Genomic DNA, 12,369 nt, shown 5'->3' with positions numbered 1-12,369 from the left:
CAGTTCGCATCAGTGACCGTGTTCGGCAGAAGCTTTGCCGAGCTCGGACTTGAGTGTGAAGCTGCCACTGGTTGCTACCTGGGCGCCGGCTTCAATACCGTCGATGATTTCCACGTACCCATTGTCGCGGCGACCCAGTTTTACCGGGCGGGTGTCAAAGCCATCTGGGGTGCGTACGAATACCGAAGGTTTGTCTTCAACGGTCTGCACAGCGTGCTCAGGGACCGCTACGGCAACTCGATCGGTCTGGAAGGTGACCGCAATGTTTACGAACAGGCCTGGACGCCAGGCGCCGTTGGGGTTGGTCAAGGTGACGCGGACAGTAGCTGCACGGTTTTGCTCGCCCAGCAGGCTGCCGACATAACCCACCTTCCCTTCGACCTCGACGTTCATGTCAGGCGAAGAGACTTTCACTGCACGGCCAGTCGTGACCTTGCCCAGATCTGTCGGCGGAACTGCGAAGGTCGCCCAGACCTGATTCAGGTCGGAAAGGATGAAGGCGTTGGTCGCCTCGCTGACGACTTCGCCGACGGTCAGGTGTTTCTCCACTACCACGGCGTCGAAGGGAGCGCGGAGCTCGTAACGATTACCGCCAACGGAGTTAACCGAGGCACCGATTGCGCCGACCTTCTGCTTGGCGTTGGCCAAGGAGATCTCCGCTTCTTGCAGCGCTTGGCGTGCTTGGAGGTAGTCTTGCTCTGCAGAGATCTTGTCCTGCCACAGTTGCTTCTCACGTTCGAAGGTCACACGCGCCAGTTCGACGCGACGCTGTGCGGCCTGTTGTTCGCTGCGCAGGTCAGAGATCTGCTGGCTGGCGATTACCGCGAGGACTTGCCCTTTCTTGACCGTCTCGCCCAGGTTGGCCTGGACAGCCTCAACAACGCCAGGAACACGAGGAACCACGTGGGCAGTACGATCTTCGTCGAAGCGAATTTCGCCAGGGAAGCTCACGACGGTACCGAGGTCACGAGGCGCTGCAGCTTCCAGGGCAACACCAGCGGCCTTGATCTGTTCAGCGCTGAGCGTCAGCTTGCCCTCTTCTTCACCGCCCTCTTCGCTGTGGCCTTCTTCACCATGGCCCTCATCACCTTCCTCTTTGGCGGCAGATGCGGCTTTCTTTTCGTCGCCATGGCCATCGTTAGCGCCATGCTCGGCAGTACTGGCGGCCTGCTGTCCGGAACTGTTGTTCCAGGCAAGGCTGCCAAATCCGAGGGCTGCCACAGCGGCTACCGCGAGGGCGATCTTGCGTTTGTTATCCATTGCTACTCCTGCTGATCGTAGGCACCGGCTTGTTCAAGGCTGTGTGCCGAAGAAAATGTTTGGCCCGTTCAGCGAGTGCCGGCGGTTGAGCCGACTTCGCCATAAACCCTTTCCACCTGCGCACGCGCATTGGTCGCCGCTGCCAACGATTCGAGGTATTGGCCACGAGCGACGATCAAGGTGCGCTGGGCATCCAGCACTTCGATGAAACCGAATTTGCCCATCTCGAAGCCGCGGGTTGCGGTCTCTACGGCTTGTTGGGCTGAAGGCAGAATGGTCTTGTCGTAGGACTCGACCTCCTGCATGGCGGTGGACCATTGGTTCAACGCGGTTTGGGTTTCGGTGCGCAGGCGCAGCTCAACAGCATTGCGCTGGTCCCGGGCCTGATCTGCACGACGAGAAGCGGAAAGAATGTTGCCCTGGTTACGATCGAACAGCGGCAAAGGCATAGACAGGCCCACAGTGTTGACCCGCTCGCGCACAGAGCGGTCGTACTGGCTACCTACACTGACAGTAAGGTTCGGGATACGCTGAGCTTTCTCTGAGCCGAGCGAGGCATCGCTCTTGTCTATCTGCACCACGGCCTGACGCATTTCTGCTGTTTGGTCGAGCTTAGCCAGCAGATCTTCAGTGCGAGGTGGCAAGCCCGGGGAGAGGGTTGGCGATTCGAGTCGATCAAACACGGTGACTGAGCTCCCGGTAATTTGAGCGAGCTGTTGGTAAGCGGTCGCTTTTTCCGTTTCTGCACGTCGAACTTGCAGCTGGGCTTCGGCCAGTTGCACTTGAGCGCGGGTCGCCTCCACTGGGGACGACTTACCTGCGCGAACACGGCCATCGACGATGCGAAGACCGCGCTCAGTCAGTTCGAGAGATTGCTTGGCCAGGTCGAGACCTGTCTGGGCCCGCAACGCGGCGTAAAAGGCTTGGACGACATCTGCACGCAGGCCGTTAACGCGACGGTCTAACTCAAGCTGTGCGGCGGTCTGCCCGTATGTGGCGACGTCAACACGAGCCCCCCGCTTACCGCCCAGCTCAAGGGTCTGGCTGAGAGAGACAGTCGTCTGGCTGGTGTTACGACGGGTGTCTTCCACGTCATACGAGATTGTGGGGTTGGGGATAAGCCCGGCCTGCTTGCGAGCACCATCAGCGATCCCAATTTCTTGCCTGGCCGCGGCCAGGTCTGGGTTGGCATCCATGGCCGTCGAAAGCGCCTGGGGCAAGCTGATGCTTTGGGCAAGGGCTGCAGGCGCCATCAACCCAGAGATGACTGCACAGAGTGCAGCGATCTTCCAGGGCGAGACGGGGGTCTTGGGTAAGACATTGCGGTTATACCGGGGCACTTTGATGGTCCTCGTGCACAAACTTCGATAAAGCTTGGCGAGAACGCCGAAACAGCTGCCAAGCCCCACTTGATTAGGTGATGGCACTCTAATGAGCGGTAGCTATCAGAGGGGTGGCTAGAAAATTACAATTCCGTAAGAATGTCCTGTAATGCCCGAAAATACTGGGAAACCAAACCCGACACGATGATTTCGTTACAAGCAACGGAGATGGCAAACACGCGGTGCGAAGGCCCGAACAACAGGTAGATGACGAAATTGTAATTTTCCTATCACCCCCCCGTTATCTTCGGCCTGCAAATATGAGCTCGCGCTACGCTAGGCGCGCCGCCTGGTCAGAACAATTAACGACACCCGCGCCGGTAAACATAATAAAAACTGCCGTGAATCAAAGGAGCATCGGATGAAAATCAAAGTACCACTGTATTTGGCGGCAGTTTCTGCGCTGTCTGGAAGCTATGCTATTTCGGCACAAGCTGAAGACAAGCCAGAAGGCTTCATTGAAGGCAGCAGCCTTACAGTGTTGAACCGTAACTTCTACTTCAACCGTGATAACCGCGACAGCACCGCCCCCACTTACAACAGTGGCAAGGGCAATACGAACGGCTACTCCGAAGCCTGGGCGCACGCGATCATCAGCAAATTCAACTCCGGGTTTACCCAAGGTACCGTTGGCTTTGGCGTTGATGCCTTTGCCATGATCGGCCTCAAGCTCGACACCGGTGATGGGCGCAACGGCGGCCGTAGCTCCTTCGACGTGCTGCCCGTTGATAACAAGGGTGAAGCTCGCGACGAATACACCAAGGTCGGCGGCGCAGCCAAAGTCCGCTTGTTCGATACCATCGTGAAAGTGGGTGATGTCTTCCCATCGACCCCGGTCGTCGCATCGGGTGACTCTCGCCTGCTGCCAGAGAGTTTCCGCGGTGTGACCGTTGAGAACACCAGCATCCAGGGCCTTACCCTCCAGGGTGGTCGTCTGCATGCGATGAGCCAGCCGGTCTCAAGCAACCTGAACGACAACTTCGTGACGTTCTACGGCGGCCCGGTCAACTCGCCATGGATCGGTTACGGTGGCGGTGACTACTCGATCAACGACAACTGGACTGTGAGCGTCTACGCCAGCCAGCTGAAAGACGTCTGGAATCAGTACTACGCCGGCACAAGCGTGGTTTACCCGCTGAGCGACGATCTGGCGCTGATCGGTGGCTTCAACTACTACAAAGCCGTAGATGAAGGTAAGAAGCGCCTGGGTGAATTCGACAACAACATCTGGAGTGCCAAGGTCGGTGTGCGTTACGGTGCCCACACCCTGGCCCTGTCGCATCAGCGCAACAACGGCGACGACGATTTCGACTACCTGCGTCAGTCGGACTCGATTTTCGTCGACAACTCCATCCAGTACAGCGACTTCAACTCGCCGAAAGAGCGTTCCTGGATGCTGCGCTATGACCTGAACTTCACCAGCTACGGCATTCCAGGCCTGACGTTCATGACGCGCTACGCCAGAGGCTCGGGTGCGGATTACTCGAACGCTAACCAGTTCTACATGCGCACCGACGACAACGGCAACCCGCTCGACAATCAGAAGCGTTGGGAGCGTGACGTCGAAGTCAAATACGTTGTCCAAACCGGTCCGGCAAAAGATCTGTCCTTCCGGTTGCGCCAGGCAACCACGCGTGCCACTGCTTTCGAATCGGATCTGGATGAAACTCGTGTAATCATCGAGTACCCGCTTTCGATTCTGTAATTCGCTAACTGGGCCAGTTATCCATTGGCGGGTCCTGTTAGTAAAACGAGCATTACGCATTCACCTTGAGTGGCTTAAGTGCTCCTTTGGTAAAAGGTGGATATTTGGCGCCCATTGGGCGCCTTTTTTTTGCCTAAAATTCAAGTAGGCGTTCGATTGTACGCATCGCATGCCGGTGAAGTTCATGACTACACCAATGACCAGTCTCTTCAATGTGAGCGACCTCGCCGTCATCTGAGCGGAACGAAGCCAGCACAAAGAAGAAAATAACCCAATACTTCATAAGGTCAAATCACCTGCTGGAGAGAGGGCCCGCAACTGTCAAACCCAAACCGCGACAAGATATACCGCCAGACTATCAACTGTATTACCTAGAAATTACAAATCCGTCATTTGAGCCCCGGCACGCTCATTTTGATTTACCATCCCTTTCAATAATGCCGGCGCGCGTGCGCGGTTAATTGCTCAGTGATATCGAGACAAAATCCCATGCGAATTCTGGTAATTGAGGATGAAGTAAAAACTGCGGAGTATGTGCGTCAAGGTCTGACGGAATGTGGCTATGTCGTAGATTGCGTCCACACCGGGTCAGATGGATTATTCTTGGCTAAGCAGCACGAATATGAGCTGATTATCCTGGATATAAATCTGCCAGAGATGGACGGTTGGCAGGTCCTTGAGTTGTTGCGTCGTAAAAACTGCCCTTCCCGTATCATGATGCTGACGGCGAGAAGCCGGCTGGCGGATAAGGTCCGGGGGCTGGAGAACGGAGCAGATGACTACCTGATCAAGCCATTTGAGTTCCCTGAGCTGCTGGCCCGGGTTCGCGCCTTGATGCGCAGGTCAGATCACCCTGCATCCGTAGAGGTCATTCGCGTCGCTGACCTGGAGCTTGATCAGAGCCGGCACAGGGCATTCAGGGACGGTCAGCGCATTGACCTGACCACGAAAGAATTCGCGTTACTGCATTACCTGATGCGTAATACCGGTGTGGTGCTGAGCCGCACCCAAATTATTTCGCAGGTTTGGGATATGAATTTTGACTGCGACACAAACGTTGTAGAGGTGTCGATTCGAAGACTCAGAGCCAAGATAGATGACCCTTTCGAGACCAAACTGATACATACGCTTCGGGGCGTAGGGTATGTGCTTGAAAAACGATAGTTGCCAAGCTCTCTAGTACCGAAAATCCGCTACATGCTCCCGTCGCTTGCGAACTTGAGGTTTCTGTTTACGATCCGCGGCGCTGATTCCTCACTCAACAAATGAGGTAGGCTGTACATGAGGTATAGCATTGATTATCAGCAGGTTTCGCAAGGACAATCCGATGCCAGCATTGATGCCTGTCCAGCTGACATTGTCTTCAACAGCGACCATGGCCTAGCTCTTATCCCGTGCGTTGGCGATGTTATCAACCTCCCCTCTACGGCGGTCAAAGAAGGGGTTTGCGGCATCGTTAGATCAAGGATTTTCAATTATCTCAGAGGTCCTGAAGAGCTGTACTGTCACGTCAATATTCTCGTTGAGGAGGCGGACATCAATTTCGAAAGTCTCATCTCGGAATACATGCGCAATCAGTCACGTGCTCGCTCGCCTTCTTCATAAAGTCGAAGGCGGGCCAGTCCATTAATGGTTGTGTATGGGTGAGGGTTCAGCAGAGCGAGCGCCTACTGAGCACCAGAGATGAATAGTCACAGCCTAGTGGTTTAACGCGGTACTGCTGGTGTACGCAGGGCCGGACTCATTGTTTTTTGAATGGCGCATTGCAGCACATAGAAATATAAAACCCCGGAAGCAAATACGATTGCGGACAGATAAGCAAACTCAGAGTCTAAAACCCCGGAAACCATATACAATTTAATCGTGATAGAACCCATAATAATTCCGGTACAGTACATGACGCCTGTGAACTGATTGCCCAAAAAACTCAGTATGCCGCTGAAGGCATTGTTCGCACTCAACAGCATTGCTTTCAGTATCGTCCAGCCGAGAACTGGCAGAAAAGCCTTGATCATGAAGGCGAATAACATCGACGATGCAAACAGTTTTATCGGGGTTTCTGCCCACGGCTTGATGGTGCCGTCTACTTCAACGCCGGTATACAAGATGATATTCAGAATAATCGCCATAAGGGTGCATATGCCGAGGCGTATCATTTCCCGCTTAAGCGGGGCCATCATTATCACTGCGTGAATCTTGTTTCCAAAGTATCGTTTTAGTCCTTGGATCGACATTTTTCTTCCTATGCTCTCGGGTATGACGCTGTTGTAGCGTTGTATGACGGTCATGCTTTTACCCGAAGAGAGGTGACGCTTCAACGGTCCTGAATTGCGCAGGGGATCTCATGTCCTTCCCCTGGCTGGGTAGCTTGCTGAGAAATTCTCATCTACCTGCGTGGCAACGATGCGGCCACCCCGCCGCCGTCAGAGCTCTGGAGGACTGGCTGCTGTCAGCAACTCATCGAGTGACGGAACCTTAGCGGTTGCACTGAGGACGAGTGTTCTGGATCGGAGTATGGATACATCAAAGAAAGATTCGCACTCGACTCTTCCGTTTACTTCTCTCCAGTGGGTGACTTCTGGTATCAACTCATTAGGCACCGGGTATAGTGCCATAGGGTTATGGAATACCTCCACTTCAGCAGACCACGGCTCGTAGCCATATTGCGGCCAGAGCTGACCGTAGTCGCTGGACGCTACATCCAACAGAAATGGGATACCTCGTGATGCTCCCGGAGAACGGTCGAAAAACTCACCAAACCGCAAGTATCGGTACCCGTCTAGATGAGCTCCACCTGAGATCGGCACTCGGCTGAGCTTTGGCACTGTGCAGGCATTGGTGAAAATGACCGCTGAAAGATGGGCATTTTCCATTAGCGTAAATAGGCCGTTGGGGCGCCCTGATAGCAGAGATGTCTCTTCCTCCACAGTTATCAGGTGCGTACCACGATGCGCAGATGAGTGAACTGCAAAGCCATAGAGATAGCTGATGAGCGACTCCCTGCTCCACAGCATTGAACTGGGCGCATGGAAATCGGCTAAGGCCAGAATGAGCGGCTTACCCTCCACGTGCGGTAGGGATTCGTAACGCTTGTCCAATTTGTTTTGGATGGTCCTCGCAAACCTTTCTGCAGCCGCTCCTAAGAAACGCTCATGTCGGTCAGCGGGTGGGGGGACCGGCGAGGCGCCAAAATGCTCATACCGCTCTTCCGGGTTGGCTGTCACTGCTTCAACCCAGGCCTCATCTCCCAGCCTATTCTCGATGTGAAAATCGGGTGATTCTTTAGGCTGGGTGACCAAGAGTCCCTGTTCACGAAAAATCGCTAATAGGTGGGCTTCCCAGAGGCGGGTGTGAAAATTCTCAGTCTGGCAATCGGGAACCCAATTTCTGTCTGGGGATGGCAGTGCGAGATACAGTTGATTCAGCGCCCACGCCCCAATACGGCGGCTTGGATCAAATAGTGATTTGAACACCACGCTTGGTGTGCGCTTACCCATTCTGCTTAGAGGAGCACGTCGTCGTTCACCTGAAGGGAGTGGAAGCGGATGGGCTTGGGTATAGAGAAAATGGCTGATTGAGGCGCGGGCTTCGGACTCGCCAGTGGTGCACTCACCATGGCTGAGGAGCACCCACACGCTATCGACACGACGCCGCAAGGTGACAATTCCGAAGCTGCCGGAATTGATATTTCGGGTTAGAGCGGCACAAGAAATTCCGTCCTCACTAAGCCATGCCCCTACTGGCGGGCTGTCCCCAAACCCCAACCCTCGTGGAAGCGACAAAGCGATTAGATCGAACATCGGCGCAGCAATTTCTTTCATTCGCTGATCTCGGCAGCCGTCAAAATGCATTCCATCAATGCCTCGGAGCGTGCCCGCCGGCGATGGCATCGGTGGAGGTACCTATTGAAGAAGGGGGCCTTGTTCCACCAGGACATCTCGGTTGGTGAAGATGGTCTCAATGGTTGCAGCCTCGGCAGCCACATGAGTCTTTCGCGTGATCTCTTCAAGGGCCAGTTCGAGCCGGTAGTCTTGGAAATACTCGTACAGCTTTTCAGAGCTCTCGGATATCTCCTCCCCACCATTCTTCGCGAACAAGATGTGGATGATCGCTGCGAGTGGGAGAGAGATGTCGAGATCCTTCTCTTCTGCATCTGAATCCGAGTTCAAACCGTCGAAATACCTCTCCAGATGACTCTGGAGCTCCTCAAGCCAGAACTGAGATAGGTTGCTTGGAAGGGAGCTTTCAGGCCCGGTCAGAAGGACTTCATCTCTGAATAGAGCCAGCAGATTGGGGTTTGCCATGGAGGACCTCACGATTAGATTTGAGAGCAACTGGTCAGCATAGTCCACCTCAAGATGACCACCTCCTTGACGCCCATCCTGGTGCTCCTGAGCATCAGACGAGTGAATCGCCCCGAAACCTGTAGATACAAAATGACCGCTTCTCGCCGTTAGCTGCCTTTCTTGAAGGACAGCTTTGGGTCGATAGCGGCCTTCGTGGAGGTTGGTGTCTACGGGGTCGGTTTAGTCAATCTGAATCTCCGGTTTCACCTCCGTGAGGCCGGCCATCGTCATGCATCAGATCTTGATTGACACGCGTGCCGCTTTGGATAGCCTTGCAATTGAGGGCTGCAACTGCGCATTTGTCGGGCCTGGGTACCAGCATGAGCCCCCCGCAATTTTGGCAGCAGAGGAAGCTGGTTCCTCTGAAGTAGTGACGGCGGGCATTGCCAGTCGGATTCTGAACCCAAGGTCGCCAGACTAGGAGCTAAAGGATCGCTGCGACTACTCCTCATCCCTTACCGAAAAGTCACGCGTCGGTCGTAAACGGCCCTTTCCAGGCCAATCAACTTTTGTGATTGGTGAGTAGGGATTTCTCGGCTTTTCTGTGAAAAGCACCCCTTCATTTCACAAAAAAAATGGCGAAGATTCCAATTTCACGGGGTCTGGCCTATCACCTATTTTGTGAACCTACATCAGGTGTAATTCGCCAGGCACTAAAAAGCCCGCTGATGCGGGCTTTTTAGTGCCTGCAAAAAATCAGTAGCCGGTAAGAATGTTCACGATCCTGCCACTGGCGATCGACATCAACACATAGTCGCCGTTTACATACAGCCAACGGTGGTCACGCGGTGGCGCATACAGGTGGCGGGCTTTCCAGTCGGTCACCCAGTAACGGTCACCACGGTAATGTGGATCAACTGCATGACCACGCTGCCATTGCTGGTGCGGTACAGGCATACCTGGCTGTGGGCGGAAGTTCGAGTCACGGTAAGCAGGGCCGCGGCCATTGTCATGTCGGCCCTGTTGCTTGGGCTGGCCATGCGGCGGGTTGCCTTGGTGCGATGGACCGCCATCATGTCGATCGGGTGGGCCCGGCTGCGCGAAGCCGGCCAACGGTGCGCTGAGCATGAGCGCGGCGCAGATCACGGTTAGGGTTTTCTTCATTTGCTGCGGTCCTCTGCCTGTTATCGTCTGGCCAGTGCTGACTGCCAGATGCGGTTAACTGATCAGACCACGATTTTTTACGTTTAATGTCAGGGCGCAGGTAAAGGTCCGGTAAAGTCTGCCGCCTATTCAGTTCAGTCCGAGTGCCTTCAAGCGGCGATACAGTGTACGTTCACTCATGCCAAGGTGGCTGGCCAGTTCGCTACGCGAGCCCTTGAACTCTTCCAGCGCCTGCGCCAGCTCACCCAGGTGGGTGCGACGGCCACCTGCCGTGTTCGCTGCCACCGGCCCGATATCTTCCGGCAAGTGTTCAGGGCGGATCAGCCCGTCATCGGCGAACAGCCGCGCCCTCTCCAGGATGTTGCGCAGCTCGCGGATATTGCCCGGGAACGGATGCAACCCAAGTTGCTGCAAGGCATCGTCACTCAGCGTGGGCGTGGGTTTACCGGCCGTGGCCATGCGCTGCAGCAGGCTTTGCGCGAGCAGCGGCAGGTCTTCTACCCGCTCGCGCAATGCCGGCAGGCGAATCGGAAAGCCGCTGATGCGGTAGTACAGGTCTTCACGGAAGGAGCCCTGCGCAACCATCTGCTTGAGCGGCTTATGGGTAGCGGATACCAAGCGAAAATCTGAATGCACTGTGCGCAGGCTACCCACCGGGCGGAAGCTGCCGGACTCGATCAGGCGTAGCAGTTTTACCTGCATCGCCAGCGGTACTTCGCCGATTTCGTCGAGAAACAGGGTACCGCCATGTGCCGCCTCAGCCAGGCCGATCTTGCGCTGGTGGGCACCGGTGAACGCACCTTTCTCATAACCGAACAACTCGCTTTCGAACAACGACTCGGTCAACCCGGTGCAGTCGACTACCACCAACGGGCCGTTTGCTCGGGGGCTGCCCATGTGCACTGCACGCGCGAACAGCTCTTTACCGCTACCGGACTCACCCTGCAGCAGCACCGGGATCTGCGCTGGCGCTGCACGTTGCAGGCTGGCCAAGGCAGCTTTGAAGGCTGGTGCGCGGCCCACCAGGCCCTGCTCCTGAGGTTGCGCTGACGCGAGAGTGATGGTGGTCAGGCGTTCGACAAACGCCACCACCCTGCCCTGCTCATCCAGAATCGGGCGCAGCTCGACATCCACATGCTCGGGGCCGCGTGGTGTGTGATGCACATGCAGCACTCGCTCGGGCACCTTGCTGTCCCACGCCTTGCGCATTGGGCAATGCTCGCCGGCCTGGTCGCACGGTACGGCATAGTGGTGCGAGACCTTATGGCATTTTTCACCCAGCGGCGCCTGATCATGCTGGCCGAACTGGCGGCGATAGGCGGCATTGGCGGCCAGGATGTTGTAGTCGGTATCCAGCACGATGGCCGGCAGGGCATCGTGCTCAAGGTAGGAAACCAGAGCTAGGATGAGGGGATGGGCTTCAGGCATGACGGCACCGTTTGGATGAACGGCGCAGCGTAACAAGGACTGCCAAACACTGCCATTGGCTGACAGTCGACTGCCACCTGCCTTGCCAGTATCGCTGCCAGTCGTCTTGACCGGGCCGGTTTCATTGGCGCAAGCGCGGTAAAAGGCCTGGCATGCATCTTGATACACCTCCTGGCACTGCCTACGCCTTGCAAGGCGGGGCAGATAAATTGGAGAACGTGATGATCATCGGCAACAACCTTCACGTGGACGCCTTTTACGACGAGGCGACCTCGACCATCAGCTACCTGGTCATGGACCGTGAAACCCGGCAATGTGCATTGATCGACAGTGTGCTGGATTACGACCCCAAGTCCGGGCGCACCTGCAGCGCTTCGGCGGATCGCCTGATCGAGCGCGTGACCGAGCTGAACGCCAGCGTGCGCTGGGTGCTGGAAACTCATGTACACGCCGACCATCTTTCAGCGGCCGCCTACCTGAAGGAAAAGCTGGGTGGCCATACCGCGATCGGCGCTCACATCACCCAGGTACAGAAAGTATTCGGCGCCTTGTTCAATGCAGAGCCTGGCTTCGCCCGTGATGGCAGCCAGTTCGACGTGCTGCTCGAAGACGAGGAAGGCTTGCGCATCGGCAACCTGCACGCCCGGGCACTTCACACACCTGGGCACACCCCCGCGTGCATGAGTTTCATGATTGAAGATGCGGGCGAGATTGCAGTGTTCGTCGGTGACACCCTGTTCATGCCCGACTACGGTACTGCCCGCTGCGATTTCCCTGGGGCCGATGCCCGTACCCTGTACCGTTCGATCCGTCGTCTTCTGGCTTTCCCTGACCATACCCAGCTGTTCATGTGCCACGACTACCTGCCAGATGGCCGCGACATGCAGTACGTCACCACCGTGGCCGAGCAGCGCGCCAGCAACATTCATATTCATCAGGGTGTCGACGAGGACAGTTTCGTCGCCATGCGCGAAGCCCGTGACAAGACCCTCGACATGCCCGTGCTGATCCTGCCTTCGGTGCAGGTGAACATGCGCAGCGGGCACTTCCCCGCGCCGGAAGAGAACGGCGTGAGCTATCTGAAAATCCCGCTGAACAAGCTGTAACCGCCCTGCCCCATAATCAGATTTCCAGGATTTACCGC

The 12,369-nt window shown here is 56.0% G+C and carries 11 protein-coding genes; 4 read left to right on the top strand and 7 right to left on the bottom strand.

The window, feature by feature from the left end:
* Positions 1–9: 9 nt before the first annotated feature.
* Both ACK1VC_RS03155 and ACK1VC_RS03150 read right to left on the bottom strand, forming a co-directional pair.
* Complete coding sequence (locus tag ACK1VC_RS03155) at positions 10–1,260, bottom strand: efflux RND transporter periplasmic adaptor subunit (protein WP_012269854.1); 1,251 nt, start codon at positions 1,258–1,260, stop codon at positions 10–12.
* A gap of 68 nt (positions 1,261–1,328) precedes the next feature.
* On the bottom strand, positions 1,329–2,600 hold the full coding sequence (locus tag ACK1VC_RS03150) for a TolC family protein (RefSeq protein ID WP_010951456.1): 1,272 nt from the start codon (positions 2,598–2,600) through the stop codon (positions 1,329–1,331).
* A gap of 403 nt (positions 2,601–3,003) precedes the next feature.
* Here ACK1VC_RS03150 and ACK1VC_RS03145 point away from each other — a divergent pair, with 403 nt between their 5' ends.
* The 3 genes from ACK1VC_RS03145 (at position 3,004) to ACK1VC_RS03135 (ending at position 5,952) form a co-directional block, all read left to right on the top strand.
* Positions 3,004–4,347: an OprD family porin gene (locus ACK1VC_RS03145; RefSeq protein WP_003253422.1), complete on the top strand. Its 1,344-nt coding sequence runs from the start codon at positions 3,004–3,006 to the stop codon at positions 4,345–4,347.
* A gap of 489 nt (positions 4,348–4,836) precedes the next feature.
* A complete protein-coding gene (locus tag ACK1VC_RS03140) occupies positions 4,837–5,511 on the top strand; it encodes a heavy metal response regulator transcription factor (RefSeq protein WP_003253420.1) in 675 nt (224 codons plus the stop codon).
* Between the two features lie 117 nt (positions 5,512–5,628).
* Positions 5,629–5,952, top strand: coding sequence for a hypothetical protein (locus ACK1VC_RS03135; RefSeq protein WP_010951457.1), 324 nt, complete (start codon positions 5,629–5,631; stop codon positions 5,950–5,952).
* 101 nt (positions 5,953–6,053) lie between these two features.
* Here ACK1VC_RS03135 and ACK1VC_RS03130 read toward each other — a convergent pair whose 3' ends face one another.
* The 5 genes from ACK1VC_RS03130 to ACK1VC_RS03110 form a co-directional block, all read right to left on the bottom strand.
* On the bottom strand, positions 6,054–6,581 hold the full coding sequence (locus ACK1VC_RS03130; protein ID WP_012269855.1) for a hypothetical protein: 528 nt from the start codon (positions 6,579–6,581) through the stop codon (positions 6,054–6,056).
* A gap of 189 nt (positions 6,582–6,770) precedes the next feature.
* On the bottom strand, positions 6,771–8,168 hold the full coding sequence (locus ACK1VC_RS03125) for a hypothetical protein (protein WP_449117846.1): 1,398 nt from the start codon (positions 8,166–8,168) through the stop codon (positions 6,771–6,773).
* 81 nt (positions 8,169–8,249) lie between these two features.
* Positions 8,250–8,651: a hypothetical protein gene (locus ACK1VC_RS03120; protein ID WP_012269857.1), complete on the bottom strand. Its 402-nt coding sequence runs from the start codon at positions 8,649–8,651 to the stop codon at positions 8,250–8,252.
* Between the two features lie 738 nt (positions 8,652–9,389).
* Entirely contained in the window at positions 9,390–9,797 is a 408-nt protein-coding gene (locus ACK1VC_RS03115) for an RcnB family protein (RefSeq protein ID WP_016489924.1), read from the bottom strand.
* A 129-nt stretch (positions 9,798–9,926) separates the two neighbouring features.
* Complete coding sequence (locus ACK1VC_RS03110) at positions 9,927–11,225, bottom strand: sigma-54 interaction domain-containing protein (RefSeq protein ID WP_060519819.1); 1,299 nt, start codon at positions 11,223–11,225, stop codon at positions 9,927–9,929.
* Positions 11,226–11,446: 221 nt separating this feature from the next.
* Here ACK1VC_RS03110 and ACK1VC_RS03105 point away from each other — a divergent pair, with 221 nt between their 5' ends.
* The gene (locus tag ACK1VC_RS03105; RefSeq protein ID WP_191087122.1) at positions 11,447–12,331 is read left to right on the top strand and encodes an MBL fold metallo-hydrolase; all 885 of its coding nucleotides are present in this window, start codon (positions 11,447–11,449) and stop codon (positions 12,329–12,331) included.
* Positions 12,332–12,369 lie beyond the last annotated feature (38 nt).

The organism is Pseudomonas sp. XP2 (assembly GCF_053557975.1).
This window is presented reverse-complemented; position numbering and strand designations above follow the sequence as displayed.

Excerpts from the sequence above, each read along its gene's own strand:
- ACK1VC_RS03155 (WP_012269854.1), bottom strand. The coding sequence starts at position 1,260 with ATGGATAACAAACGCAAGATCGCCCTCGCGGTAGCCGCTGTGGCAGCC.
- ACK1VC_RS03145 (WP_003253422.1), top strand. The coding sequence starts at position 3,004 with ATGAAAATCAAAGTACCACTGTATTTGGCGGCAGTTTCTGCGCTGTCT.
- ACK1VC_RS03140 (WP_003253420.1), top strand. The coding sequence starts at position 4,837 with ATGCGAATTCTGGTAATTGAGGATGAAGTAAAAACTGCGGAGTATGTG.
- ACK1VC_RS03135 (WP_010951457.1), top strand. The coding sequence starts at position 5,629 with ATGAGGTATAGCATTGATTATCAGCAGGTTTCGCAAGGACAATCCGAT.
- ACK1VC_RS03130 (WP_012269855.1), bottom strand. The coding sequence starts at position 6,581 with ATGTCGATCCAAGGACTAAAACGATACTTTGGAAACAAGATTCACGCA.
- ACK1VC_RS03125 (WP_449117846.1), bottom strand. The coding sequence starts at position 8,168 with ATGAAAGAAATTGCTGCGCCGATGTTCGATCTAATCGCTTTGTCGCTT.
- ACK1VC_RS03120 (WP_012269857.1), bottom strand. The coding sequence starts at position 8,651 with ATGGCAAACCCCAATCTGCTGGCTCTATTCAGAGATGAAGTCCTTCTG.
- ACK1VC_RS03115 (WP_016489924.1), bottom strand. The coding sequence starts at position 9,797 with ATGAAGAAAACCCTAACCGTGATCTGCGCCGCGCTCATGCTCAGCGCA.
- ACK1VC_RS03110 (WP_060519819.1), bottom strand. The coding sequence starts at position 11,225 with ATGCCTGAAGCCCATCCCCTCATCCTAGCTCTGGTTTCCTACCTTGAG.
- ACK1VC_RS03105 (WP_191087122.1), top strand. The coding sequence starts at position 11,447 with ATGATCATCGGCAACAACCTTCACGTGGACGCCTTTTACGACGAGGCG.